This is a genomic window from Bacillus sp. FSL K6-0138 (genome assembly GCF_037982765.1).
GTDB classification, from domain to species: Bacteria; Bacillota; Bacilli; order Bacillales; family Bacillaceae; genus Bacillus; species Bacillus glycinifermentans.
The window spans coordinates 4,487,280-4,513,364 of the sequence record NZ_CP150286.1 but is presented as its reverse complement, the minus strand read 5'-3'; the positions used below and the strand labels follow the sequence as shown (position 1 = coordinate 4,513,364).

The window sequence follows — 26,085 nt, the reverse complement described above, 5'->3', positions numbered from 1 at the left end:
TTGCATATTTCAAAAACGTCACCCGCTTTTCTTTTGATTGTATCGTTCTGTCTTGTACCATTTAACCTCCTGCTTGAACAGACGGTGCTTGATTTCCACGAATAACGAATAAATGACAAGCACGATCCATGCCTGCGAGTATGTAAAGTACATCAGAAAAACGATAAAAAAGTTTTGCCTGTTCATTTCCGTTTTTTCGATGCTCAACGTTATCATGACCTCCGTCATAAAGAGAAAGAAAGCCAAAATCCACAGGATCATCGACAAAAAGCCGACAGACAAGTGCAAATCGTAAAATAAATTAATAACAAAAATCGCATTTGACATGATCACGCCGAAGAAAAACAAAAAATACGTAAAGAAGAAATAAAACAAATCAAAGATAATCCGTTTTCGTTTCAGCTTAAAAAACTGCGATAAAAATTTCAGGACGACGTATTGGTTGCCGCGCGCCCATCTTGTCCGCTGGCGCCACCAGACCTTCCACGTTTCCGGTTCCTGCTCCCATGTAACAGCCGCCGGAAAGAAACGGATATGGTAGCCGAGGTTGTACACCCGGATCGTCAGCTCGGTATCCTCAGCCAGCGCTTTATCATCCCAGCCGCCGAGCCGTTCGATAATGCTTCTGCGGATGGCAAAATTCGTGCCGGGGATCGTGGCAATTTTGAACCATTTCCAGCGCCCGCCCTGCGCCATCCACTGAAAGCAGATCGTTTCAATGTTGATGAATTTTGTCAGCAGCGTCTTCGCCGCATTGATGACGCGGAATTTTCCCACAACGGCGCCCGCCTTCGGATCGTTCATCAGGCCGAGAACGAGGTAATAGACAGCCATTTTCTCCGGTGTGTTGTCGGCGTCATAGACGCAAATGACATCACCGTTCGATTCGGCAAAACCGCAGTTGAGAGCCGAGGATTTTCCTTTTCCGGCATGCGGCGGTTTCGTTACGACCATTTTAATAAAGTCGTATTGTCTGGAAAATTCGGTCACGATCTCACCCGTCCGGTCGGACGAATTGTCGTTTACGACGATAATCTCCAGCCTGTCCTTCGGATAATAGAGGTTCACCATCGCCTTCAGTGTCTGCCGAATCACGACCTCTTCATTATGCGCCGGGATCAGAACGCTGACCTTCGGAAGGTTCTTCACGTTTTCTTTCCACTTCGGAATGTTCAGTTCGTAGGTCATGTAATGGCGGAAGCCTCCCTGCATCAGAAACATGTGATACAGCAGCATGACCCATATTAAGCTTAGCGAGGCAAAGAACAGAACATTACCCACGGCTTTTTCTCTCCTTAAAGATTCGTTTTTTTAGTGTGGCTCTCAAATAAAGGGTGTAGATAACGAACATCACCACAAACAGGAGCACAATCGCTGAGAGAATCCACAGCGCCTTTTCCAGCGGACTTTGCTGATGATGGTCAAAAAACTCCTCAACGGCATTCACCTTATTTTTAACGTGAATCGTTCCGTCTCCGTTTGTATGGATTTCCACTTTGTCCGTTTTTACGGTTTGCTTTGTTTTCTTTATATCGAGCCATTCGCTGTTCGGAATGCGTTCCATTTGATCGACAAGCTCAGGCAGATATTTCATGCCGAGATAAGGGTGGTAAAATGCTCCGGCTACCCCGCCTTCGAAATCGATCATTTGAGAAATGCGCTCATCCACGCCGCCGAGCGGATTCTCGGCTGATGCATCGACATAGCCCAGCGTTTCAGGGTACAGCGTCATCCCGTGCAGCATGGCCGGCTTTGTCACGAACGGTGCCGTACCCGACGTTTTCCACGTTGTATCGCTGAGCTGAACCTGGCCGAAAATGCTTGAGAAATACTCGGAGGTGATCTGATAGCCGTGCTCTGACATCGTATAGTGAGGCGCTTCAAATCCGAGCGGATAGAGTCCTTCCGCAGTTAAATCCTCAATGGCGTGCGTCAGCTTTTGCCGTGTGTACGTTTCTTCGTTTTTTCTAAACGGCTTCAAATAGCTGTTATAGGCTGCTTCATTCGGAAAGTCCTGTGCTTTTTTTAAAATCGACGGCGGATCATCCGCATTTTGCGATGTGATCGGCTGATCAGCCTTGGCATCCCAAAATTCGAATCCTTCTCCGGTTTCGCTGTAGCGGTAAGCATGGGTATATCCGTGGACGATCACGCTTCCGCCCATGTCTTGCAGTTTTCTCAACACTTTGACAAGCTTCGGCTTATCAGACATATAGACTTTTTCGCCTGTTTCAGGGTTCACGTATACCGGGATGACAGCCAGAATAAAAGGAATATTCCTTTTATGCAGATACGAACCCGCTTGAAGCAGCAATTTTTCGTCTGCCATCGGACTGATATCCTCAAGCCGCAAGTATAAAAGCGTGCTGTCCGCTTTCTCTCCGAACGCTTGTCTCAGCTCCTTCGCCGTAAGCTGGCTGTCGTTTAACAAATTCGTTAAGCCGATGTATACGTTTGACTTTTCCGTTTTCCACATAAAAGGGTGCGTTTTCCCATCGTCGGATTGATGGGTGTACAATGCCTTCCCCTTCAGTCCCGAGACTTCGAGCACATGAAGCGCGCTTTCCAATGAAACCTCGCTTTTCTCACTGCTGCTTTTGATCTCGTACACGTTTTCTTTGCTTTTTAAGGAAAGGCCGGAAAACTGGCTGAATTGCCCGGCATTAAAGCCGATCGCAATCACGGGTTTTTTGTATGAGCCGATCAGGGATACGAGCTTCCTGCCGAGCTTTCGTTTCGTTTGGCCGTAATAGATGACGCACATTTTGCCTGACAGGTCCGCTGCTTTGACATCCTCGTCTTTTTTGACGGTTACGCCGGATGAGAAATGGCCTGAGATCAAATCGAGCATTTTTACATGAGCCGATTCTGTTCCGTCCAACGTTGAATAGATGATAAGAATTCCGTTCTCCTTCTCTTTCGCTGCGGCGGAGTCCGGCTGATATAAAGCCGCTGCGATTATGAGCAAGGCCGCCCATAAAAGGCATATTCTTTTACAATTCATTCATCATCATCTCGTTTTCCAGTTCTTCTAAAAATTGCTCAGCCGTCTTGATATCGTTGCGATACGGCAGGTAACACACATGGAAGGTTAAGGTTACATATTTGCCGTTCTGGAGCTGATACGTTTCAAGCTGTGTTTTCAGCTTGGACAGGACGGCGGGCATATGCTCAACCGGCGTATGGGTCAGCACAATGCCGAACCGTTCTTCAGAGGGACGGAATTTCTTGTCCGTCTCCCGTACGCTTGACCTGATTTGACTGCCGACAAATTGGAAGAGCCTGTCGGTTTCTTTTTCTCCGTACAACGATTTAAACTCTTTGAAATAATGCATTTGAAGCAGCAGAAAAACAAACGAATTGCCGTACCGTTCTGCCCGTTTGATCTCTTCTGAAAGCTCAAGCTGCATGCGCTGTTTATTATCAAAACCGGTCACTCTGTCAATCGCGACAAAGCTGTTGATTTCAGACTGGAGCCGTTTGACAGAACGGTGAAGCTCTGCCGCGATATCGTGGATTCTTCCGGACATAAAGGAAAACACGATAAGCGCAATTCCCCAGATGACGAGCGTCCACAGCCCTTCTTCAGACGGAAACACGACTTGCCCCGCTTGAAAAAACATCATTAAAGTCCCAAGAACAAACAGGACGACGATGGTGCCGGACAGTGCATAGATCGGTCCGAGCCATATACCCGCTCCGATCACGGCAAAGGTGATGCAGGTGATTAAAGTCCCTTCCGATTGCTGGGTGGAGACATAATAGATAAACAGAGAAAGGGCTGCTGCGAGCCCTATCGTATAAGCAAACAGTTTTTGTTTGTCATTGAATGATATTTTCATCGAAAAGCTTCCTTTCAGCCAGCAGCGGCAGCAGGTTGTCAAATGAGTGCGTCTCATTGCCGCTCATATATCCCCCGTAATACGTCTTGGTCGGGTCAAGAATTTCAAAATCATTCATTCTTTCATATATCGCCTTGATCACGGTGCTGTCTGCATTTTGCTTTGTTAAAAACATAATGGCTAAAGCGTAAACGGATGGGGACTCATATTGGACGGCCGGTTTTTTTGTATCCGCCAAATATCGTCCATAAAGCTTTCCGTTCGTCTGAAATTCGTGAATGATCCAATCAGCCAAAACAGCGGCATTTTCATCTCCTGGCCGCAAATGCCAAGCCGCATACAGCTGATCGATGATATTGACTTCGCTGTCATAGCTGTATTCCTTTGTTTCCGTATTGTATGTTTTCGGCAGAAAACCGTTTTTCAAAGGAGCCGAGAAAAGGATATTTTTGTTCCGCTGCAGGGTTTCTTTATCTATGATTCCGTTCTTTTTTAAGACTGATAGTGCATCAGGCATGATATACGAAAGCGTAATATCCTTAGATGCTGCCTGTGAGGCGGAATCGTAAAAATCAGTGAATACCCCGTTGTTCATGTTGTACGTTTTTAATGCGTCTCCGATTTTCTGAGCGGTTTGCTCATACTGGCTGTTTCCCCAAAGAGCGGCAGCTTGATCAAGGCTCCGCATGATTCTAAGATCATCGATCAGGGCGTTCACCCCGCTTGCTTCTCCGTTTTGAATTTCCCAAGAAACCAGGCCGTTCTTCATGAGAAAGGATTCGGTCAGACGCTGGTATTGCTCCTGAAAATGCGGGGCGTCTTTTCTGTTGACCAAAAATTCCATCCATAAGCCGAGAGATTCCGATAAGTAAACCGGCTGATCAGAGAGATCGGTTTTGATCAGCCCTTGATCATTCATTAAATGATGATAGACAAAGTACTCGGCAGGCTGTAGCGGCTCATTGGCTGCATCAGCGGCCGACCGTTTTTGGAGATTGCTTTCGGCTGTGAAGCCGCCGGCGGAAAGACCGATGAATAAACAGCATAAAATCAGACCCATCAATACATGCCTCACGGGAACATCCCCCCTGTGTCAGATCTGTGACTAATGAAATATATTATAAATGAAAAAACGAAGATTGCCAGCTTTTTTGAGCCTTTTTGATTATTAAACAACGGGGCTATAAGACTGATAAAAGTGGGGGATATTTGTGGAATGTCAGCAGAACTAATGAGAACAAGAAAAAAAGGCGTTGTGATAACACAACACCTTTTTCCTGAATACTACTGCCCGAATCAACCGAAACCGGCGTTTTCCGTGACTTTGACCGGAATTTGGCTTACCGCCTTATGATCCGATACCTCATGGGTAGTGAGCCCCGCTGCCAGTATACCCAATAGCAAAGTGACGCCTGTCAGCTTTTTCATGAAATCGCCTCCGTTAATTTGAATATTTGATCTTTCGCATAGCACGCTTTCTCAAAGTATTTTGCTGAATGCTCATAGTTGTTTTGGTTTTTGAAGTATTTTGCACAGTTGATGGCGAGGTCGGCTACGTCTGACCAATGCTGTTTCATTTCCAGATACTTGAGGCCTTGATCGATTCTGTCTGGATCGCTTTTCTCATAAAGGGAATGTATGATGAAGAGTTTTGACTGACATTCAGTCTGCTGTTTTTTCGCAGCGCGGGCTGCCGCTTGTTGATACCACTCGCGCGCTTCGGCATACAACTCCATCTTGTACAGAACGCGGCTCAGCATATACTTCGTCCGCAAAGAAAAGACGGATTGCCTGTGTTCGGGGATGCTCAATGCTTTTTCCAGGCACCGCCTCGCTTCTTGCAGCTGATCATGGCGCTCATAGCAAATCCCCAGGTTCATGCAGGCAAGTCCGGCCGAACGGAAATCGCCGTCTGCGGACGCGCCCTCATACACCCTCTGATAAAGCGCCTCTGCTTCTTGAAACCGCTGAAGATCTACATAGTTGGCCGCAATCACCATTTTGCTTTTGAGCGTTTTGCTCGTATATTCGTCGTGTGCCTTAAACGATTCCAGCGCTTTTTCAGCATGGTTTAATGAAAAGATATTTTGTCTGATTTCATAATAGGCAATGGCCAGATGATAATGGAACTCGGCTAATTCGATTTCATCAGGGATTTTGTGGAGTGAAAGTTCAGCGATTTTATAGAAATTAATAGCGGTGATGAAGTTCTTTTTGTAAAATTCATACATTCCGCTGAAGAAATAAAAATAGTATTGAATCATGTTGTCCGTGCCGATTTCTTCCGGTGTTTTATTGATGTTTTGTAAGAGTGTCCCGGATTCCTCATACCGTTCTGTCAACAGTTTGAATCGTGAATCGATGAGGTTGAAATACAAAAGCACATCCTGATTTTCTTCCATTGCATCAAGCGTCCTTTTAATTTCTTCCCTCATGGCGGCTGCCTCGGTAATGTTGTTCTGTCTGATCAGCCCGTACCATTGATTCAAGCTGTTTCCCACTGCCTCGAACGCGATTTTTGCTGCCACTCTTCACCCTCCGTTCACCGATATGGTAACCTGCCCTACATTACCCATTTTATCATAATAATGGTATATGAATAGTTATAAATAGTACAAGTTTACTATAGTCAACATGGCATACAACTTGATTTCCTGCCGGAGCATATCTGCGCCTTCCAGCCCCCCAAAGGGCTAAAGCAGGTTGAAAAAGTCCGCCGGTCTATATATGATTGTATGAAGCGATAACGATAGGGGAGGCTTGTGATGGACAGGGAAAAACAGCAATTGAGCATTGAAGCTGCCAGGCTTTACTATCAGTCCGATTACAGCCAGCGGCAGATCGCCGAACAGCTTCAAATTTCAAGGCCGACGGTATCCAGGCTGCTCCAATTTGCAAAAGAAAAGGGGTATGTCCAGATCCGCATCGTCGATCCGTTTGAGGACATGGGCGCACTCGGGGCGATGCTGGAGGAGAAATACGGGCTCCTTGAGGCGCATGTCGTCTTTTCTCCGACTGAGGATGATTCGACCATCACGCACTACCTCAGCCGCTATGGTGCGGAATATATGCACGATACCGTTAATGACGGCGACATCGTCGGGGTCAGCTGGGGAATGACGATGTACCAAATTGCGCAGCACCTTGAAGCCAAACAAGTGAAAGGCGTAGAGGTCGTCCAGCTGAAAGGCGGTATCAGCCACTCACAAGTCAATACATATTCGGCAGAAACGATTCAGCTGTTTGCCGAGGCCTTTCAAACCATGCCGAGGTATCTCCCGCTCCCGGTAGTGTTTGATAACGCAGAGGTCAAACAGATGGTGGAGCAGGACCGCCATATCAAACGCATTATTGAGATGGGCAAACAGGCAAACATCGCGCTCTTTACGGTTGGAACGGTTCGCGACGAAGCGCTGCTGTTCAGGCTGGGCTATTTCAGCGAGAAGGAAATAAAGCTGCTCCAAACGCAGGGGGTCGGCGATATTTGCTCCCGCTTTTTTGACGCCGACGGGAACATTTGCAGCGAAGCCATCGACTCCCGGACGATCGGCGTGGAACTGGCTGATCTAAGGCAAAAAGAAAAATCAATCCTCGTCGCCGGCGGCATTAGAAAAACGGCTGCCATTCACGGAGCGCTCAAAGGAAAGTATGCCAATGTGCTGATTATCGATCAGCATACGGCAAAGGAACTGCTAAAAGAGGAGGAAGATTAAACCTTTTTCTGGGCTATTTCCCATTGAACAAAATTTCATATCGTAATTTACATTTGTTCAAAAATCAGTTATGCTGAAACTATCATAGAACAAAGGAAGTGCTCGTATATGACGATTGCAAAACAAATTGATCATACAGCATTGAAACCGCATACAACAAAATCAGACATCAAAAAATTAATAGAGGAAGCAAAAACATACCAATTCGCTTCAGTCTGCGTCAATCCGACATGGGTCGAATTTGCCGCTAAAGAATTGGCCGGTACCGGCATTGACGTTTGTACCGTCATCGGCTTTCCGCTCGGAGCCAACACAACTGAAACGAAGGCATTTGAGACGAAAGACGCCATCGCAAAAGGCGCGACAGAGGTTGACATGGTCATCAACATCGCCGCTCTAAAAGACGGCGACGACGAATTGGTCGAAGCCGATATCCGCGGTGTCGTAGAAGCGGCAGCCGGAAAAGCTCTCGTCAAAGTCATCATTGAAACATGCCTTTTGACAGATGAAGAAAAAGAGCGCGCATGCCGTTTGGCAGTTGCGGCGGGAGCAGATTTCGTAAAAACGTCAACAGGATTTTCAACAGGCGGCGCAACGGCGGAAGACATCGCTTTAATGCGTAAAACCGTCGGACCTGACATCGGTGTAAAAGCATCCGGGGGCATCAGAACGAAAGAGGATGTTGAAAAAATGATCGAAGCGGGAGCAAGCCGCATCGGCGCAAGCGCAGGGGTTTCAATTGTCGGCGGTGAAGCCGGGAAAAATGAAGATAATTATTGATATGATATGAGAGCGGGGAGCTTTTAAGCTTCCCGCAGAATATTGAAGATATATTTGTACAAAATTGTAAGCGAATACAATTTCAGGAGGACGCAACATGAAGTTTTTAATTGGGATCGCAGGATTAATCGTATTCTTGGCCCTTGCATGGGTGGTATCTAGCGCGAAAAACCGGGTGAAGTACCGCCCTGTCATCGTCATGATTGTTCTGCAGTTTGTTTTAGGGTATGTTTTGCTGAATACGGGTGTCGGTAATTATCTTGTCGGCGGCTTTGCTCAAGGCTTTGGCTATCTCCTTCAATATGCCGGAGAAGGGGTAAACTTTGTTTTCGGCGGGCTGGTGAATGTGAATGAATCTACATTCTTCATGAATGTTCTCCTCCCTATCGTGTTTATTTCGGCTTTAATCGGAATTCTTCAATATTGGAAAATACTACCTTTTATTATTAAATATCTTGGGCTTGCGCTCAGCAAAGTAAACGGAATGGGAAAACTGGAATCATTCAATGCCGTTGCGTCAGCGATATTGGGCCAATCTGAAGTGTTTATTTCTTTGAAAAAGCAATTAGGCGGGCTTTCTAAACAGCGCCTCTACACATTGTGCGCTTCAGCAATGTCTACGGTGTCCATGTCAATCGTCGGTTCCTATATGACGATGCTGAAGCCTGAATACGTTGTAACCGCCCTTGTCTTGAACTTATTCGGCGGATTTATCATTGCTTCCATTATTAACCCTTATGAGGTGACAGAGGAAGATGATGTCGCAGAGACGGTAGAAGGAGAAAAACAGTCCTTCTTCGAAATGCTCGGCGAATACATCATGGACGGCTTTAAAGTTGCGGTCGTCGTGGCAGCTATGCTGATCGGATTCGTTGCCATTATCGCTATGATTAACGGTATTTTCAATGCGGTTTTAGGAATATCCTTCCAACAACTGCTCGGGTACGTATTTGCTCCATTTGCTTTCTTAATGGGCATTCCATGGAACGAAGCAGTTAATGCAGGAAGCATCATGGCAACGAAAATGGTGTCGAACGAATTTGTCGCTATGCAGTCGCTTGCACAAGGCCATTTCGGTTTCAGCGGCCGCACGGAAGCAATTGTCTCCGTCTTCCTTGTCTCTTTCGCCAACTTCTCATCAATCGGCATCATTGCCGGCGCGGTGAAAGGCTTGAATGAAAAACAGGGGAATGTCGTCGCACGTTTCGGATTAAAATTATTGTACGGTGCAACACTCGTTAGTTTCTTGTCAGCGACAGTCGTCGGTTTGATTTACTGAACATTATAGAAAAGGATCGGTGATGATCATGAGAATGGTCGATATCATTACGAAAAAGCAGAGCGGTCAAGAGCTGTCTACGGAAGAAATCAACTTCTTCGTCAACGGCTATACGGACGGCAGCATTCCCGACTACCAAGCCAGCGCGCTGGCTATGGCGATCTATTTTCAAGATATGACAGACAGAGAGCGCGCTGATTTAACGATGGCGATGGTCAACTCGGGGGAGACGATTGACCTCTCCGCCATCAAAGGCATCAAAGTCGACAAGCACTCGACCGGAGGCGTCGGCGACACGACGACGCTCGTCCTCGCGCCGCTAGTCGCCGCTCTTGATGTGCCGGTTGCCAAAATGTCAGGCCGCGGGCTCGGACATACGGGAGGAACGATTGACAAGCTGGAAGCGATTGAAGGGTTCCACGTGGAACTTTCGAAAGACGAATTCATAGAGCTTGTGAACCGCGACAAGGTCGCCGTCATCGGGCAAAGCGGTAACTTGACTCCTGCCGATAAAAAGCTGTACGCCCTTCGCGATGTCACGGGAACGGTTAATTCTATCCCGCTGATCGCGAGCTCGATCATGAGCAAAAAAATCGCCGCCGGGGCGGACGCCATTGTCCTTGACGTAAAAACGGGTGCAGGCGCCTTCATGAAAACGGAAGAAGACGCCGTCAACCTTGCAAAAGCGATGGTTCACATCGGCAACAATGTCGGCCGTCAAACGATGGCTGTCATCTCCGACATGTCCCAGCCGCTTGGGTTTGCAATCGGAAATGCCCTTGAGGTGAAAGAAGCGATCGACACATTAAAAGGCGAAGGTCCTGAAGACCTGCATGAGCTCGTCTTAACGCTTGGCAGTCAAATGGTCGTCCTCGCCAAAAAAGCGGACACACTCGATGAAGCCAGAGAAAAATTAATCGAGGTCATGAAAAACGGCAAAGCGCTGCAAAAATTCAAAGACTTCCTGCAAAACCAAGGCGGCGACAGCTCTGTAGCAGATGACCCGTCAAAACTGCCGCAGGCCGCTTACAAAATCGACGTACCTGCAAAAGAAGCAGGCGTCGTCTCAGAGATTGTCGCCGATCAAATCGGAGTCGCAGCCATGCTGTTAGGCGCCGGACGCGCAACAAAAGAAGACATAATTGATCTTGCTGTCGGCATTATGCTCCGCAAAAAAGTCGGCGACCGTGTTGAAAAAGGCGAACCGCTTGTCACGCTTCACGCCAACCGCGAGAATGTCGATGATGTCATTGCCAAAGTGTATGAAAATATCCGGATCGCAGAAAAGGCGGAAGCGCCGAAGCTGGTGCATACGGTGATTACGGAATAGAGAAATGGGAAACAGCACATACCCTGTGGGTGTGTGCTGTTTTTATATCAAGTGGGCCTTTTTTCTTATTTACCTATTTTAATCTTTCTTGTAGCATGAAACAGGTCTTAGGTGTCATCTTTTTACATGGACGGAAAGATATAGATAAATAGGAGGTTTTTTAAAACGTGGCCAAACGCATTCTGGTATCTTCTGGAATCAGTGTTTTAATCTTTATCATTGTTGGTATATTCTCGCTTATTCTATATGCTGTACTGTCGTTTTTTTTCATGCAATCTTTTGCGACGGGAGAACCATCCCAGGATGAAGCGCTGGGATGGGGGTATTTGGGTTTCTTGTTTATTTCAATTATATTGGCAATTTTGACAGGTATAATTGGCGGAGTCATTTCCTTTTGTATATGCTTCAAAAAATTCAGGAAATGGAGCAGTTAAAGAGGAACTGCCGGAAAATCCGGCGGTTTTTTTAAACGAATATTTTGAGAAAATCGTGGATGAATTTTTTGATTTATAGAAGAAAGGGTTCCTGTCTATGTGCTCTTTCAGAAAAAGCTTCTTTTTTTGGCTTAGAAGCAACGCAGTTCTTTTGTTGATTGTATTGCTTCTGCTGACGTTTTCCATGCTGGAATCCGGCATTAAAACAAGGAGGCACGACTGTCAACAGGGCCAAATGAATGGATGAACGATTTTCAAGGTAAAATCATTTATCCCGCCTTCTTTTGGTGCTGCAGGGTCTCTTGGACGTTATGTTCATGTACGTGCTTACGACAGTACAGTTTTAAGGGCTGTGTTTATACAGCCTCTTTTTCATGTCTTTTTGAAATCAAGGATCATTAGCGTATAATCACATTCATAACACCATCATTCACTGGAAATCATATGACCAAAAGGAGTCCGTTCATGAGCAAAGCCAGTTTTAGAGACTATGCATTAAGCGGTGATATTACGAAAGCGCTCGATCATTTAGGGTATAAGCAGCCGACTGTTGTGCAGAGCAAAGTGATTCCCGAGGCGCTTAAGAAGCGGGATGTTGTGGTGAAATCGCGGACGGGGAGCGGGAAGACGGCCGCGTTCGGAATTCCGCTTTGCGAACTGGCCGAATGGGAAGAGAACAAACCGCAAGCCTTGATTTTGACACCGACGCGCGAGCTTGCCGCTCAGGTTAAAGAGGATTTGACCAATATCGGCCGATATAAAAGAATAAAAGCGGCGGCTGTTTACGGGAGGTCGTCCTTTGAACGGCAAAAAACGGAGCTCAAGCAAAAATGCCATATCGTTGTCGGGACGCCGGGACGCGTATTGGATCACATTGAAAAAGGAACCCTTCCATTAGAAAAACTGAAATGCCTTGTCATCGATGAGGCCGATGAAATGCTGAACATGGGATTTATCGATCAAGTGGGGGAGATCATCCGCCATTTGCCAGGAGAAAGGATGACGATGCTGTTTTCAGCGACCTTTCCTGAGGATGTGGAGCATCTTTCCCTTCAATATATGAAAACCCCTTTGAAAATCGAGATCAAAGCAAGCGGTATGACAACCGCAGACATCGAGCATCAACTGATCATTGTAAATGAAAATGATCCATTTTCGCTTTTAGTGGATCTGTTAATTGTTGAAAACCCGGACAGCTGCATCGTTTTTTGCCGTACACAGGAGCGTGTGAATGAGCTGCATCGGCGCTTAGCCGGTTTGGGTTATCCGTGCGCGAAAATTCACGGCGGCATGCCTCAGGAGGACCGTTTTACCGTGATGAACCGCTTCAGACGGGGAGCGTTTCGCTATTTAATCGCGACAGATGTGGCGGCAAGAGGCATCGACATTGAGAACATCACACATGTGATCAACTATGAACTGCCATTAGATAAAGAAAGCTATGTGCATCGTACCGGAAGAACAGGCCGGGCCGGCAGGCGGGGAAAAGCGATTACCTTTGCCAGTCCGCGTGAAAAAAGGATGGTCGCTGACATTGAAGAATATATCGGTTTTTCCATTCCTGTCATTCAGGCGCCGTCAAAAGAAGAAATTGCGCGGGCAAAAGCGACCTTTCTTAAGAAAATCAATAGGAAGCCGGAGCCCAAAAAGGATAGGAGTGAACCGTTAAATAAGGAAATCATGAGGCTCTATTTCAACGGGGGAAAAAAGAAGAAGCTGAGAGCCGTTGATTTCGTTGGAACGATTGTGAATATTGACGGCGTCTCTGCTGAGGATATCGGGATTATCACGATACAAGAGCAAGGTTCATTCGTTGAAATTTTAAACGGCAAAGGTCAGTTAGTCTTAGACGCGATGAAAAAGACGACTGTGAAAGGGAAATTGCTGAAAGTGCATAAAGCAAGGTAATAAACTTAGGCTGCCGACTTTGTCGGGAGCTTTTTTGCTCGTAATAAACCTTGGATAAGCAGCATATGATGGATTGTCAAAAAATGAAAGCGCTTCAAAAGAGAGGAGAACAAATGAAGATGAGAAAGTGGTTCATCCAAGTCCTTGCATTGCTTTTCATCATTGCTGCATGTTTTGCGCTTAGCCAAGCCTCTGCACAAACTCAAAAACCTGGTTTTTCAGAAGTGACGGTTCATGATCCATCTATTATTAAAGCGAATGGCGCATACTATGTCTTCGGCTCCCATTTAGCTTCGGCCAAATCGACGGACCTTATGAATTGGACGCAAATTTCCTCGAGTGTCCACGACGGCAATCCCCTGATTCCGAACGTATATGAAGAATTAAAAGAAACCTTTGAATGGGCTGAATCTGATACGTTGTGGGCGCCTGATGTCACCCAGCTTGAGGACGGCAAGTTTTATATGTATTACAACGCCTGCCGCGGGGATTCTCCGAGATCTGCCCTCGGGCTTGCTGTCGCAGACGACATTGAAGGTCCATACAAAAATAAGGGCATTTTTCTGAAGTCGGGAATGGATGGGATCAGCAATGACGGCACCCCGTATGACGCGACAAAGCATCCGAATGTCGTCGACCCGCATACATTCTTCGATAAAGACGGCAAGCTGTGGATGGTCTACGGCTCCTATTCGGGCGGTATTTTTATTTTGGAAATGGATCGGAAAACCGGGTTCCCTCTTCCGAATCAGGGGTACGGAAAAAAGCTGATCGGCGGCAACCACAGCCGGATTGAAGGCGCATACATTCTATACTATCCTGAAACACAGTATTACTACCTGTATATGTCCTTCGGCGGACTCGCCGCTGACGGCGGGTACAACATCCGCGTCGCACGCTCCAAAAACCCTGACGGCCCATACTATGACGCTGAAGGCCATCCGATGATCAACGTGCGCGGCAAAGAAGGAACTCTTTTCGATGACCGCTCAATCGAACCGTACGGCGTCAAGCTCATGGGGAATTTTCTGTTTAAAAATAAAGGCGGATCAGACGCCGGCTACGTCTCACCGGGCCATAACTCAGCCTATTACGATGAAAAAAGCGGCAGGTCTTATCTGATTTTCCACACGCGTTTTCCGGGAAGGGGAGAGGAGCACGAAGTCCGCGTCCATCAGATGTTCATGAACAAAAACGGCTGGCCCGTTGTCGCGCCTCATCGCTATGCTGGAGAGAAGCTCATGAAGGTAAAAAAATCGAAGGTGATCGGGAACTACAAATTGGTGCGGCACGGAAAAGACATCTCTGCGGAGATCAAAGAGTCAGAAGAGATCCGATTAAATCGCAATGGCAAAGTATCCGGTTCCGGAACTTGGAAGAAGACCGGGCATAACAGGATTGAGCTGACGCTGGATGGAAAGCGGTATGACGGTGTGTTTTTAAAGCAGTGGGATACAAGGACCGGGAGGAAAGTGATGACGTTTAGCGCGTTGTCCCGTGAGGGGGATGCGGTTTGGGGGAGCGGGATGTAAGCGAGGGCGATTGTAACATATGAGGCATATACCAGGACGATAATTAAACCGCCTTTTAAAGCCGGGATAAAACATCTCGGCTTTTGCTATAACCCTTTCATTTTGACTAATCCTTTCCAATTCGTTAAGATGAACATAAATTGTTCACTAAGTGTAATAACCAAAAAGGACTGAGGCACAATGTGTACGAGTGTGACGTTGACGACTGCAGATCAGGTGCATCTATTGGCAAGAACGATGGATTTTACTTTTCAGCTTGACGGAGAGGTGCTGTTGCATCCGCGCATGTATCAATGGATGAGTGAAGCTGACGGCAGGGAACATAGGGGGCCATACGCGTTTATCGGAATGGGCAGGCGGTTTGAAAACGCTTTGTTTGCCGATGGTGTGAACGAAAAAGGCCTGTCGTGCGCTGCGCTTTATTTCCCGGGTTATGCCGTGTATGAAAAAGAACCAAAGGCTAACCATGATAACATCGCGCCGCATGAATTTGTGACATGGGTGTTGTCGAACTGCGTCAGCCTGGAGGATGTGAAGGCTGCGTTGTCTTCTCTTGCGATTGTGGAGAGAGAGGTAAAGCTGCTCGGTACGGTTACGCCGCTGCACTGGATATTGTCGGACCGTTCCGGACGGAGCATCGTTGTCGAACCGGCGGCAGACGGCATTCAGGTTCATGATAATCCTGTCGGCGTAATGACGAACAGCCCTGAATTTTCGTGGCATTTGACCAATTTGAGAAATTACATCGGGCTGCGGCCCGGGCAGTGTAAGGCTAAAAAATTAGGTGAACTGACGTTGTCGGCTTTTGGCGAAGGATCGGGTTTAGCTGGACTGCCGGGAGATTTCACCCCGCCTTCCCGCTTTGTGAGGACGGCCTATTTGAAAGAACATATGAAACCCGTCACAGGCGAAACAGAGGGAGTGTCTGCAGCTTTTCATATTCTTTCAAATATGAATATACCGAAAGGCATCGTCATTACTGAGCAGGGGGAAGATGACTATACGCAATACACGGCGGCCATGTGCAGCCATTCGGGGAGCTATTATTACCATCATTATCAAAACCGACAGATTCAGAAGGTTTGCCTGTTTCAAGAAGACCTTGACCAGAAGGAACTCAAATCGTTTCCGGCAAATGCTGAAGAGGCGATTCACTCACTTCAATCATAATTCGAAAGAAGGAACATCATGCAAAACAAAGCAGCAAACAATCTCACTTTATTAGGAATAGTGTTGCATATTGGGTACTGGTTCGGCATCTTATTCGTTTTCCTGCGCATCAAAAGCGGGTGGTTTGATTCTTACACCGTTTGGAATCCGGATGCCGTGAGCGGATATACGCAGTCTGATACTTTCGTGGATATGCTGAGAGCGATGATTTATTCGGGGACATTGTTTAATTGGGGCTGTTTTTTCCTTTTGATCATGTTAATCGTCATTTTGGCGCAGTCGCTTATTTTTATTGCCCTGGAAATCACCGCGTATATCAAAATCAGAAAAAATCCGTTTTCTGCGTGGGGTTCTTTTATTTTGGCGATGGGCATTAAAAACATCTTTACGAATACATCCGGAATTCCGTTTCTCATTGCAGGCTTTCTCCTTCATAAACAGCAAAAGGAACCGCAGGAACCTGAAACAAAGGCTGTGCGCCGCAAGAACAGAAGAAGGGCTTCCGCATTCACCAAACGAAAAGCAGCAGCGGTGAAAAAACGGAGAAAACCAGGAAGAAAGTCTTAATAGAAAAGGAGATTTTCAGAAGAAAAAAGCTGCCAAATTCCGATTTTACAAGGAATGGCGGCTTTTATTTTTTTATCCGACAATTGTAATGAAAGCGTTGACATAAAGATAGGCAGGTGCTACAGTATAGATACAAACTAATATCAGCAAGTTCTCAAGGATTGTTACTGCTTTAGCAGGCAAAACCTAAGTTACGAGAGTATCATCGGGACATTGTCCCGGGAAGCTGTCCGTAATTTAGGTTTTTTTTGTGCCTGAAATTAAGGAGGTGATGCAAAAACGAGCAGATATGTTTCCAGAAAAAAAGCCGGGTGAAGGCGGCCACCTTCAGTCCGGCATATTCCCCCAAAAGGAGGAGGTACTCATATGGATTATAATAAAGTATCAAAAGACATTTTACAACTCGTCGGCGGTGAGGAGAACGTACAGAGCGTGATTCACTGCATGACAAGACTGCGTTTCAACCTTTATGACAATGGCAAGGCTGATCGTGCGAAATTGGAAAACGTGCCCGGTGTAATGGGAACGAACATCAGCGGTGAACAGTTTCAGATCATTATCGGAAATGATGTGCCTAAGGTGTATAAGGCGATGCTCGCCAACAGCGGCCTGAGCGACGCAAAGGCCGGGCAGCCATCTTCTCAAAAGAAAAACGTGCTTGCATCCATTTTTGATGTCATTTCAGGCGTATTTACCCCGATTCTCCCGGCGATTGCCGGTGCGGGTATGATCAAGGGAATTATTGCGTTAGCCGTGACATTCGGCTGGATGAGCGAGAAGAGTCAGGCGCACACCATTCTGTCTGCAATCGGCGACGGAGCTTTCTACTTCCTGCCTTTACTGCTCGCAGTCAGTGCTGCAAGAAAATTCGGCAGCAACCCTTATGTAGCAGCGGCTATCGGAGCGGCGATTTTGCATCCGGATCTGACGGCTCTGCTTGCTTCAGGCAAAAGCATTTCCTTTATCGGGTTGCCTGTAACCGCTGCCACGTATTCGTCGACGGTCATTCCGATTTTGCTTGCCATCTGGATTGCATCTTATGTAGAAAAATGGATTGATAGAATTACGCCGACATCTTTGAAGCTCATCTTTGTACCGACTTTCACCCTGCTGATCGTCGTGCCCGTCACATTGATCACGGTCGGTCCGCTCGGTGCGATTATCGGAAACTACCTTTCCGTCGGCGTGAACTATCTGTTCCAGCATGCCGGTCTGATTGCGATGATCCTGTTGGCCGGAACGTTCTCCCTTATCATTATGACGGGGATGCACTATGCATTGGTGCCGATCATGCTCAACAATATCACTCAAAACGGATACGACTATTTGATGCCGGCTATGTTCCTGGCCAATATGGGACAGGCGGGAGCGTCATTCGCCGTCTTTTTACGATCAAAAAATGCGACGTTTAAATCGTTGTCGATGACCACAAGCATCACGGCTTTGATGGGAATTACGGAGCCGGCGATGTACGGTGTCAACATGAGGCTGAAAAAGCCGTTTGTTTCCGCGCTTCTTGGGGGAGCCGTCGGCGGTGCATTTTACGGCATCACAGGAGTTGCATCTTACATCGTTGGCGGAAACGCCGGATTGCCAGGTATTCCGACGTTCATCGGCCCTACGTTTGTTCAGGCGATGATCGGGCTCGTCATCGCGTTCTTTGCAGCGACCATTATTGCTTATCTGTTAGGATTTGAAGACATACCTTCAGACGAAGCCGATGAACAAACGGCTGCTCCATCTCCATCTGAAGCGGGAGCGGGAGAGATCATTCAAAGCCCGCTGAAAGGCGAAGTCAAAGCATTGAGTGAAGTGGATGATGCGACATTTTCTGGAGAAGTCATGGGAAAAGGCGTCGCCATTGAGCCTGAAGAAGGCAAAGTAGTGTCCCCGATATCAGGCACGATCACAACCGTTTTTCAAACGAAGCACGCCCTCGGCATTACAAGCGACAATGGGGCGGAAATTATTATCCATATCGGAATCGACACGGTGAAATTGAATGGTGAGCACTTTACCGTGCATGTCAATAAAGGCGACGCTGTAAAGCCGGGAGACCAGCTTGTCTCTTTTGATATGGATGCGATTAAGGATGCTGGCTATCAGTTGATCACGCCGGTTATCATTACAAATACGGACCGGTACCAGTCGATCAAGCCTTTGAAAACAGATGAAAGCGTTGACATTGAGGAAGCGCTGATCGCGCTGGCGTAGAGAAAGGAAAGCCTGACAAATTAGGATGAGGTGAAATGATATGACTGAACAAATGAAAAGGTTTCCTGAAGGTTTTTTATGGGGCGGAGCGGTTGCCGCAAACCAAGTGGAAGGCGCCTATAATGTCGGCGGAAAAGGACTCTCGACAGCCGATGTATCGCCGAACGGCGTCATGTATCCATTCGACGAATCGATGGAGTCATTGAACCTGTATCATGAAGGCATCGATTTTTACCACCGCTACAAAGAAGATATCGCTCTCTTCGCCGAAATGGGATTTAAAGCATTCCGGACATCGATTGCCTGGACACGGATTTTTCCTAACGGCGATGAGATTGAACCAAATGAAGAGGGTCTCCAATTTTACGATCGTCTCTTCGATGAGCTATTAAAACACGGTATTGAGCCTGTAGTGACGATTTCCCACTACGAAATGCCGCTCGGTCTGATTAAAAAATACGGCGGCTGGAAAAACCGGAAAGTGATCGATTGCTATGAACATTATGCAAAAACGGTTTTCACCCGCTATAAAGACAAAGTGAAATACTGGATGACGTTCAATGAAATCAACATGGTTCTGCATGCGCCGTTTACAGGCGGAGGCCTTGTATTTGAAGAAGGCGAAAACAAGTTAAATGCGATGTACCAAGCGGCGCATCATCTATTTGTCGCAAGCGCCCTGGCGGTCAAAGCCGGACATGAAATCATCCCGGACGCTAAAATCGGCTGCATGATCGCCGCAACGACGACATACCCGATGACGCCAAAGCCGGAAGACGTGCTCGCCGCGATGGAGAATGAGAGAAGAACGCTGTTTTTCTCGGACGTACAGTCGCGCGGAGCTTATCCGGGCTATATGAAGCGCTTCTTTAAGGAAAACGGAATTACGATTGAAATGGCTGAAGGTGATGAAGACATCTTGAAGGAAAATACCGTCGACTATATCGGTTTCAGCTACTACATGTCAATGGTCGCGAGCACGAGTCCGGAAGACTTGGCAAAAACGGAAGGCAATCTCCTCGGCGGCGTCAAAAATCCGTACTTGGAATCGTCTGAATGGGGCTGGCAGATCGACCCTAAAGGGCTGCGCATTACGTTGAATACACTGTATGACCGTTACCAGAAGCCGCTGTTCATCGTAGAAAACGGCCTTGGCGCGGTCGATGCCGTCGAAGAAGACGGCTCCATTCAGGATGATTACAGAATCAATTATTTGCGCGATCATTTAAAAGAAGCAAGGGAAGCGATCGCCGACGGCGTCGACTTAATCGGCTACACATCATGGGGACCGATCGATTTGGTGAGCGCCTCCACCGCCGAAATGAAAAAACGCTACGGCTACATTTACGTCGACCGGGACAATGACGGAAAAGGAACGCTGAAAAGAACGAGAAAGAAAAGCTTTTACTGGTATAAAAACGTGATTGAAACGAATGGTGAAAGCTTGTAATGTGAACCGGATCGGCTGCCTCTATGGAGGCAGCTTTTTAAATGCAGAGCCGGATTTTTCTGTAGAATGTAACATCATTTTGCTATACACTTGAGAAAAAACAGGTATTCGGATTAGAGGCATGGTCCTCGATGATTATGGTGATGTATTGAATACTGTTCTGTATTCTATTTTCGGCTTGTTGTCTGTTCTGTACTATAAGAAGGTCATTAAATCGGCGTTATGACATTAAGAAAAAGCCCATCGGACATCTCCGATGGGCTTTCCGCATCTCTTACAATTCAACTTTATAAAGCGTCGTCTCTCCTCCGCCGCCGGGGCCGCCTCTTGTGCCCTGCTGAATGGTGCTTGAGGAACTGCTGTATTCGTCTGACGAAATTTTCGCACCGTGTTTTTTGATCCAGGAAACCAGCTCGCTGTTGCCTGAGTTGTTGCCCGGGATCAGGAAGTACTTCACTTTTCCTTCTTTGACCAGTTTTTTCAGCTCGCTGACCGTCAGGATCGGGTCTGTGCCGTTGAAGCCGCCGAGCGCCATGACATTTTCGTCGGCATTGATGATATACGGTGCGGCGGTGACCGTCGTCAGCGTAGCGAATAGGTATTCTTCGCCTGTATTATTTTTGCGAAGGTAGGAGAGCAGCCCTGTGTCCACATCTGAACTGAACATGCCGCCGCCTGATGAGCTTTTGAGCTGCGGGCCTGCTTCTGGAAGGACGCTGCTGTTGCCGTACATGAGCGGCGTTGCCGACCAGTAGACCGGTGTGAGAAGCAGGGCGCACAAGCTGATGATCGTCAGCTGATTTCCAAATGGATGGCTGCGCTTGAGCATGAGAAGGGTGATCGTCAGGCCGACTCCCAAGGTGCCCAGAACGTATATCCAGGCGCTGCCGATTTGATTCGTATAACCGCTTAAAATATAGACCTGGAATGCAGCTGTGATGAACACGGCTGCCGGCAGCAAATAGCTTGCCCAATCTTTACGGTTTTTGTACAAGCCGTACATCGCATGCCATCCGATTCCGGATAATGCGGCGATCGGCGGTGCCAGCATAATCAAATAGTAATGATGGAAAAAGCCCGCAACGCTGAAAAAGCCTGCGACAGGGATGAGCCATGCCGCCCAGAAAAGGGTTTCTTTCATTTGCCCCGCTTTTTCGCGGCGGTCGCGGAACCAGCTGATCATCATGCCGAGCAATCCGAACAGTGCGAATGGAAGCATCCAGCTGATTTGTCCGGAAAGCGCAGATTGGAACAGTCTCAGCGGACCTGCAGTACCGGTGCCGAACATGTTCATGCCGCCGCCCCCGCCTGGGCCTCCGTTTCCTCCGCCGAATCCGCCATGGCCCCCTCCGCCAGACGGCTGCCCGCCTCCGTTTTGGCCTTGAGCATCACCGCCGGCCGGGCCGTTACCGTTCGGCGGCTGCATGCTTCCGTTTTGCGATTTGGAGCTTCCGCCAGTCGAGCCGTTTCCGCTCGGCGGCTGCATGCCTCTGTTTTGCGATTTAGAGCTTTCGCCGGCCGGGCTGTTCCCGCTCGGCGGCTGCATATCTGTGCCAAATCCGTTCATATCGCCGCGGGAATTGCCTGTCGTCTGTCCGAGCAGGCGTTCTGTACCGTTGTATCCGAAAGCCAGTTCAAGCACGGAGTTTTTCTGGCTGCTTCCGACATATGGACGGCTGTCCGCCGACGTGTAGTCGACAACGAGTGCCCACGAAAGGGAAACGCCGGTAAGGACGATAAGCGACAGTACGGCCGACGCGATTTTTTTCCTCCATTTGGCTTTTGCCGCAACCAGGTAGAATAGCAAAAAGGCCGGGATGACCATAAAGGCTTGAAGCATCTTCATATTGAATCCGATTCCGACGATTCCAAACGCGGCGAGCAGCAAGATCAGCTTTCCTTGTTTGACCGCCCTCATCAGGCACCATGTACCGAGAAGCAGCGTGAATACGAGCATGCTGTCGATATTGTTCGTCCGGCTGACGGCGACTGCGATCGGCGTCAGCGCCATAACAAGAGCGCTGATTCGCGCTGCACCTTTGCCGAATCTCGGCTTGATCATGATGTAGAGAAGGAAGACAGAACCGACTCCTGCTAGCGCCTGCGGAAGGATCACGCTCCACGTATGAACGCCGAATACGAGCGCGAAGATCGTCTGTATCCATAGGACGAGCGGCGGCTTATCAACCGATACAAATCCCGAAGGATCGAATGAAGCATAGAAGAAATTGTGGAAGCTTTTCGTCATGCTTTTAACTGCTGCCAAGTAATACTGGTTGGCCGCATCATCCTGCCAGATGTTATATGTATTCAGAATAAGTGCTGCCAGCAAAATCAAGATAAGTGCGATATCCGGTTTTTTTAATTTCATCATCTCTCACCTCTTTATGGTTACCTATTTTAGATAAAAAATATGAATAAGTTATGAATAAAAAAAGAAATATTCTTTGTTATTGCACGATGGGAAAAAATAAATAATTTTGGAAAAAGTGTGTACATTTTCGATTTCCCGCTGTATACTGTACTACAACAGAAATAAAAAAACAAAATCTGTTGTATAAAAAGGAGGGGGAAACAATGAGCATGAAAAGCCCGCTCGAATTCTTTCGAACGCTTCCAAAAAAAACGTGCCCAGAATGCGGGGAGCAGGTGGAAGAACAGGCTGAATCCTATTTCATGGAATGCGAGCGCTGCCTTGCGAAGAAGGGAGAGTAACTGTTTTATAACAAAATGCGAAAGGGGCTAGAGAGATGAAGACAGAAGAGAGAAGGCTGCAGATCAAGGGAGACATGAATCCGGAATATGAAGCAATTTTAACAAAGGAAGCGCTTCAGTTCGTCGGGCGTCTTGAACGCCACTTCGGCAAAAGAAGGCGCGATTTACTGCACTTGCGAAATATCGTTCAGGCGGAAATTGATCAAGGAAAGGACCCCGATTTTCTAAAAGAGACGCAGTACATTCGGGAAGGAAACTGGACGGCTGCGCCGGTCCCGCCGGATTTGGAAGACCGCAGGGTAGAGATTACCGGGCCGGTGGACAGAAAAATGGTGATCAACGCTCTCAATTCGGGGGCGAAGGTGTTTATGGCCGATTTTGAAGACGCCAACTCACCGACGTGGAAAAACTGTGTAGAAGGACAGATCAATTTAAGGGATGCAATCCGCGGGACGATTGATTTTACAAACGAAAACGGCAAACGGTATCAGCTCAATGAGAATCCGGCGGTCATCATGGTCAGGCCGCGGGGCTGGCATTTGGAGGAAAAGCACGTGCTGGCTGACGGAAAACCGGTTTCTGCAAGCTTGTTCGATTTTGGCCTCTATTTTTTTCATAACGCAAAAGCGCTGATCAACAAAGGGAGCGGCCCTTATTTCTACCTTCCAAAAATCGAAAATCATCTTGAAGCAAGGCTATGGAATGACGTATTTGTTTACGCCCAGAACGATTTGGGCATCCCGCAGGGCACGATAAAGGCGACCGTCTTAATCGAAACAATCCTGGCAGCTTTTGAAATGGATGAGATCTTGTATGAATTGAAGGAACATTCGGCAGGCCTCAACTGCGGCAGATGGGATTACATTTTCAGCTTCATTAAGAAATTCCGCAGCAGGGAAGACGTCATCTTTCCCGACCGTTCAGCCGTGACGATGACGGTTCCGAACATGAGAGCCTATTCCCTTTTGGTCATCAAAACGTGCCATAAGCGGAATGTCCATGCGATCGGGGGAATGGCGGCGCAGATTCCTGCAAAAGACAATCCCGATATCAACGCTGCGGCTTTCGCGAAAATACGCGAGGATAAGGAGCGCGAAGTAAAAGACGGGCATGACGGGACATGGATCGCGCATCCCGGCATGATTCAAACGGCTCTCGACGTATTTGATGAACATATGCCTGAAGCAAATCAGATTCATAGAAAGCGTGAAGACATCAAGGTTGAAGGGAAAGATTTGCTGGAAGTGCCGACAGGGCGGATCACGGAAAAGGGCGTCCGCACGAATATCAGCGCCGGCATCCGCTATATGGCTTCCTGGCTGTCCGGAAAAGGCGCTGCCCCGATTGACCATTTGATGGAGGATGCGGCAACGGCCGAAATTTCAAGAGCTCAATTATGGCAATGGATCCGCCATCCGCAAGGCATTCTGGATGACGGCCGGGAAGTGACTGCAGAAATGTTCAAGACGATGAAAGAGGAAGAAATGAAGAGGATCATCGATGACATCGGGTTGAAGCGTTATCAAGAAGGCCGCTTTGAAGAGGCCGGACGGCTCTTTGAAGCAATGATTTTGGATGATCAATTCGCTGAATTTTTGACAATACCCGCTTATGAAAAATTATAAGGAGGAATGGGAGATGAGGTCTGAACAGGCAAAACAATTGGAGGAGAGCTGGCAGGATGAACGGTGGAACGGAATCACAAGGCCGTACAAGGCTGAGGATGTGATCCGCCTGAGGGGGTCCCTTGAAATCGAATATACCATCGCAAGGCGCGGCTCTGAAAAACTTTGGCGGCTTCTCCATTCGGAAGATTTCGTTCCAGCGCTTGGAGCGTTGACGGGAAACCAGGCAATGCAGCAAGTAAAGGCCGGATTGAAAGCGATTTATTTAAGCGGCTGGCAAGTGGCGGCCGATGCAAACCTTGCGGGGAGCATGTACCCTGACCAAAGCCTGTATCCGGCAAACAGCGTTCCGGAAGTCGTCAAAAGAATCAACCGTACGCTCCAGCGCGCAGACCAGATTCATTTCATGGAAGGAAAAGAAGAGATCGATTGGTTTGCACCGATCGTAGCGGATGCTGAAGCGGGATTCGGCGGGCAGCTGAATGTCTTCGAATTGATGAAAAGCATGATTGAGGCAGGTGCCGCTGGCGTTCATTTTGAAGACCAGCTTTCATCAGAGAAAAAATGCGGACATTTGGGCGGAAAAGTGCTGCTGCCGACGCAGACGGCGGTTCGTAATTTGATCGCGGCCCGCCTCGCCGCAGATGTCATGGGCGTCCCGACGGTTCTCATCGCCCGGACGGATGCGAATGCGGCCGATCTCATCACAAGCGACATCGACCAGTATGATGCCCCGTTTTTGACGGGAGAACGCACATCAGAAGGATTTTTCAAAACGAAAGCGGGCCTTGATCAGGCGATTGCCAGAGGGCTTGCATATGCGCCTTACGCCGACTTGGTCTGGTGTGAAACATCAGAACCTAATCTTGATGAGGCGCGCCGGTTTGCAGAGGCGATTCATGAACAATTCCCGGGAAAACTGCTTGCGTACAATTGCTCGCCTTCTTTTAACTGGAAAGCCAAACTCGATGATCAAACGATTGGTGATTTTCAAAAAGATCTCAGTGAAATGGGGTATAAATTTCAATTCGTCACACTCGCTGGGTTCCACGCTTTAAATCACGGCATGTTTGAACTGGCCCGTCAATATAAAACACGCGGGATGGCCGCTTACTCTGAGCTGCAGCAGGCCGAGTTCGCCAGCGAAGCCCACGGCTATACGGCGACAAGGCACCAGCGTGAAGTCGGAACGAGCTATTTTGATGAAGTCGCACAAGTCGTTACAGGAGGGACTTCTTCGACGACGGCGCTAAAAGGCTCGACGGAAGCGGAGCAGTTTCAGCCGTAAATCGCTGTGAAAAAGCCGCCTTGCTTGACAGGCGGCTTGCTCGTTTGTATAAAAATATTTTAGCAATTGGCATCATTGGAAGGGGCAATCAAAGGATGTTCCCGAAGCACAATCACATTCTGATGAGCTTTGTTACTTCTTTTGGCCGGCCGGTTGTCTTTGCTGAATGAGTAGAACAAATACACGGTCATTGTCAAAATCAAGATAAACATCATCATATCTATCCCCTCCAATTGAA

General features: G+C 47.7%; 22 protein-coding genes. 14 read left to right on the top strand and 8 right to left on the bottom strand.

The window, feature by feature from the left end; translation table 11 throughout:
- Positions 1-18: 18 nt before the first annotated feature.
- The 6 genes from MHB78_RS23555 to MHB78_RS23530 all read right to left on the bottom strand — a co-directional run bounded on the left by MHB78_RS23555 (position 19) and on the right by MHB78_RS23530 (position 6,370).
- On the bottom strand, positions 19-1,281 hold the full coding sequence (locus tag MHB78_RS23555) for a glycosyltransferase (RefSeq protein WP_046130519.1): 1,263 nt from the start codon (positions 1,279-1,281) through the stop codon (positions 19-21).
- Complete coding sequence (locus MHB78_RS23550; protein ID WP_046130518.1) at positions 1,274-3,004, bottom strand: DUF2334 domain-containing protein; 1,731 nt, start codon at positions 3,002-3,004, stop codon at positions 1,274-1,276. The genes MHB78_RS23555 and MHB78_RS23550 overlap by 8 nt, the downstream gene beginning before the upstream one ends.
- Positions 2,994-3,842, bottom strand: coding sequence for a diguanylate cyclase (locus MHB78_RS23545; RefSeq protein WP_046130517.1), 849 nt, complete (start codon positions 3,840-3,842; stop codon positions 2,994-2,996). The genes MHB78_RS23550 and MHB78_RS23545 overlap by 11 nt, the downstream gene beginning before the upstream one ends.
- Positions 3,823-4,917 carry a hypothetical protein gene (locus MHB78_RS23540; RefSeq protein ID WP_046130516.1) on the bottom strand — a complete coding sequence of 365 codons (1,095 nt, stop codon included), beginning with the start codon at positions 4,915-4,917 and terminating at the stop codon, positions 3,823-3,825. Before MHB78_RS23540 ends, MHB78_RS23545 begins: the two co-directional genes overlap by 20 nt.
- A 221-nt stretch (positions 4,918-5,138) precedes the next feature.
- Positions 5,139-5,270: a hypothetical protein gene (locus MHB78_RS23535; RefSeq protein ID WP_269082038.1), complete on the bottom strand. Its 132-nt coding sequence runs from the start codon at positions 5,268-5,270 to the stop codon at positions 5,139-5,141.
- The gene (locus tag MHB78_RS23530) at positions 5,267-6,370 is read right to left on the bottom strand and encodes a tetratricopeptide repeat protein (protein WP_046130515.1); all 1,104 of its coding nucleotides are present in this window, start codon (positions 6,368-6,370) and stop codon (positions 5,267-5,269) included. The genes MHB78_RS23535 and MHB78_RS23530 overlap by 4 nt, the downstream gene beginning before the upstream one ends.
- A 237-nt stretch (positions 6,371-6,607) precedes the next feature.
- Here MHB78_RS23530 and MHB78_RS23525 point away from each other — a divergent pair, with 237 nt between their 5' ends.
- The 11 genes from MHB78_RS23525 to MHB78_RS23475 all read left to right on the top strand — a co-directional run bounded on the left by MHB78_RS23525 (position 6,608) and on the right by MHB78_RS23475 (position 20,219).
- The gene (locus MHB78_RS23525; protein ID WP_046130514.1) at positions 6,608-7,555 is read left to right on the top strand and encodes a sugar-binding transcriptional regulator; all 948 of its coding nucleotides are present in this window, start codon (positions 6,608-6,610) and stop codon (positions 7,553-7,555) included.
- Between the two features lie 108 nt (positions 7,556-7,663).
- Complete coding sequence (gene deoC / locus MHB78_RS23520; RefSeq protein WP_046130513.1) at positions 7,664-8,335, top strand: deoxyribose-phosphate aldolase; 672 nt, start codon at positions 7,664-7,666, stop codon at positions 8,333-8,335.
- Positions 8,336-8,432: 97 nt separating this feature from the next.
- Positions 8,433-9,614 carry a NupC/NupG family nucleoside CNT transporter gene (locus MHB78_RS23515; RefSeq protein ID WP_046130512.1) on the top strand — a complete coding sequence of 394 codons (1,182 nt, stop codon included), beginning with the start codon at positions 8,433-8,435 and terminating at the stop codon, positions 9,612-9,614.
- A gap of 28 nt (positions 9,615-9,642) precedes the next feature.
- Positions 9,643-10,944, top strand: a complete 1,302-nt coding sequence (locus MHB78_RS23510) for a pyrimidine-nucleoside phosphorylase (RefSeq protein ID WP_046130593.1) — start codon at positions 9,643-9,645, stop codon at positions 10,942-10,944.
- A gap of 167 nt (positions 10,945-11,111) precedes the next feature.
- Positions 11,112-11,378, top strand: a complete 267-nt coding sequence (locus MHB78_RS23505; RefSeq protein ID WP_128748378.1) for a hypothetical protein — start codon at positions 11,112-11,114, stop codon at positions 11,376-11,378.
- Positions 11,379-11,843: 465 nt separating this feature from the next.
- The gene (locus MHB78_RS23500) at positions 11,844-13,286 is read left to right on the top strand and encodes a DEAD/DEAH box helicase (RefSeq protein ID WP_046130510.1); all 1,443 of its coding nucleotides are present in this window, start codon (positions 11,844-11,846) and stop codon (positions 13,284-13,286) included.
- Positions 13,287-13,399: 113 nt separating this feature from the next.
- Positions 13,400-14,818 carry a glycoside hydrolase family 43 protein gene (locus MHB78_RS23495; protein ID WP_046130592.1) on the top strand — a complete coding sequence of 473 codons (1,419 nt, stop codon included), beginning with the start codon at positions 13,400-13,402 and terminating at the stop codon, positions 14,816-14,818.
- 180 nt (positions 14,819-14,998) lie between these two features.
- The gene (locus MHB78_RS23490; protein WP_046130509.1) at positions 14,999-15,988 is read left to right on the top strand and encodes a choloylglycine hydrolase family protein; all 990 of its coding nucleotides are present in this window, start codon (positions 14,999-15,001) and stop codon (positions 15,986-15,988) included.
- Positions 15,989-16,006: 18 nt separating this feature from the next.
- Complete coding sequence (locus tag MHB78_RS23485; RefSeq protein WP_046130508.1) at positions 16,007-16,555, top strand: DUF4064 domain-containing protein; 549 nt, start codon at positions 16,007-16,009, stop codon at positions 16,553-16,555.
- Between the two features lie 366 nt (positions 16,556-16,921).
- Positions 16,922-18,769 carry a beta-glucoside-specific PTS transporter subunit IIABC gene (locus MHB78_RS23480; RefSeq protein WP_046130507.1) on the top strand — a complete coding sequence of 616 codons (1,848 nt, stop codon included), beginning with the start codon at positions 16,922-16,924 and terminating at the stop codon, positions 18,767-18,769.
- A gap of 40 nt (positions 18,770-18,809) precedes the next feature.
- On the top strand, positions 18,810-20,219 hold the full coding sequence (locus MHB78_RS23475) for a glycoside hydrolase family 1 protein (RefSeq protein WP_065894708.1): 1,410 nt from the start codon (positions 18,810-18,812) through the stop codon (positions 20,217-20,219).
- A 274-nt stretch (positions 20,220-20,493) separates the two neighbouring features.
- On the opposite strand, the gene MHB78_RS23470 is transcribed toward MHB78_RS23475, so the two are convergent.
- Entirely contained in the window at positions 20,494-22,590 is a 2,097-nt protein-coding gene (locus MHB78_RS23470) for a glycosyltransferase family 39 protein (RefSeq protein ID WP_065894775.1), read from the bottom strand.
- A 206-nt stretch (positions 22,591-22,796) separates the two neighbouring features.
- On the opposite strand from MHB78_RS23470, the gene yhfH reads away from it, so the two are divergent.
- Genes yhfH through aceA form a run of 3 tightly spaced genes read left to right on the top strand, consistent with a single transcriptional unit; the run spans position 22,797 to position 25,847 of the window.
- Entirely contained in the window at positions 22,797-22,934 is a 138-nt protein-coding gene (gene yhfH, locus MHB78_RS23465; RefSeq protein WP_077735948.1) for a protein YhfH, read from the top strand.
- Positions 22,935-22,969: 35 nt separating this feature from the next.
- On the top strand, positions 22,970-24,559 hold the full coding sequence (gene aceB, locus MHB78_RS23460) for a malate synthase A (RefSeq protein ID WP_046130504.1): 1,590 nt from the start codon (positions 22,970-22,972) through the stop codon (positions 24,557-24,559).
- Between the two features lie 13 nt (positions 24,560-24,572).
- Positions 24,573-25,847: an isocitrate lyase gene (gene aceA / locus MHB78_RS23455; RefSeq protein WP_046130503.1), complete on the top strand. Its 1,275-nt coding sequence runs from the start codon at positions 24,573-24,575 to the stop codon at positions 25,845-25,847.
- A gap of 59 nt (positions 25,848-25,906) precedes the next feature.
- Here the strand turns inward: aceA and MHB78_RS23450 are convergent, their stop codons facing one another.
- On the bottom strand, positions 25,907-26,065 hold the full coding sequence (locus tag MHB78_RS23450) for a hypothetical protein (RefSeq protein WP_164918187.1): 159 nt from the start codon (positions 26,063-26,065) through the stop codon (positions 25,907-25,909).
- Positions 26,066-26,085 lie beyond the last annotated feature (20 nt).

Excerpts from the sequence above, each read along its gene's own strand:
- MHB78_RS23475 (WP_065894708.1), top strand. The coding sequence starts at position 18,810 with ATGACTGAACAAATGAAAAGGTTTCCTGAAGGTTTTTTATGGGGCGGA.
- MHB78_RS23485 (WP_046130508.1), top strand. The coding sequence starts at position 16,007 with ATGCAAAACAAAGCAGCAAACAATCTCACTTTATTAGGAATAGTGTTG.
- aceB (WP_046130504.1), top strand. The coding sequence starts at position 22,970 with ATGAAGACAGAAGAGAGAAGGCTGCAGATCAAGGGAGACATGAATCCG.
- aceA (WP_046130503.1), top strand. The coding sequence starts at position 24,573 with ATGAGGTCTGAACAGGCAAAACAATTGGAGGAGAGCTGGCAGGATGAA.
- MHB78_RS23545 (WP_046130517.1), bottom strand. The coding sequence starts at position 3,842 with ATGAAAATATCATTCAATGACAAACAAAAACTGTTTGCTTATACGATA.
- MHB78_RS23525 (WP_046130514.1), top strand. The coding sequence starts at position 6,608 with ATGGACAGGGAAAAACAGCAATTGAGCATTGAAGCTGCCAGGCTTTAC.
- MHB78_RS23510 (WP_046130593.1), top strand. The coding sequence starts at position 9,643 with ATGAGAATGGTCGATATCATTACGAAAAAGCAGAGCGGTCAAGAGCTG.
- MHB78_RS23535 (WP_269082038.1), bottom strand. The coding sequence starts at position 5,270 with ATGAAAAAGCTGACAGGCGTCACTTTGCTATTGGGTATACTGGCAGCG.
- deoC (WP_046130513.1), top strand. The coding sequence starts at position 7,664 with ATGACGATTGCAAAACAAATTGATCATACAGCATTGAAACCGCATACA.
- MHB78_RS23500 (WP_046130510.1), top strand. The coding sequence starts at position 11,844 with ATGAGCAAAGCCAGTTTTAGAGACTATGCATTAAGCGGTGATATTACG.
- MHB78_RS23515 (WP_046130512.1), top strand. The coding sequence starts at position 8,433 with ATGAAGTTTTTAATTGGGATCGCAGGATTAATCGTATTCTTGGCCCTT.
- MHB78_RS23450 (WP_164918187.1), bottom strand. The coding sequence starts at position 26,065 with ATGATGATGTTTATCTTGATTTTGACAATGACCGTGTATTTGTTCTAC.
- yhfH (WP_077735948.1), top strand. The coding sequence starts at position 22,797 with ATGAGCATGAAAAGCCCGCTCGAATTCTTTCGAACGCTTCCAAAAAAA.
- MHB78_RS23495 (WP_046130592.1), top strand. The coding sequence starts at position 13,400 with ATGAAGATGAGAAAGTGGTTCATCCAAGTCCTTGCATTGCTTTTCATC.
- MHB78_RS23480 (WP_046130507.1), top strand. The coding sequence starts at position 16,922 with ATGGATTATAATAAAGTATCAAAAGACATTTTACAACTCGTCGGCGGT.
- MHB78_RS23490 (WP_046130509.1), top strand. The coding sequence starts at position 14,999 with ATGTGTACGAGTGTGACGTTGACGACTGCAGATCAGGTGCATCTATTG.
- MHB78_RS23550 (WP_046130518.1), bottom strand. The coding sequence starts at position 3,004 with ATGAATTGTAAAAGAATATGCCTTTTATGGGCGGCCTTGCTCATAATC.
- MHB78_RS23470 (WP_065894775.1), bottom strand. The coding sequence starts at position 22,590 with ATGAAATTAAAAAAACCGGATATCGCACTTATCTTGATTTTGCTGGCA.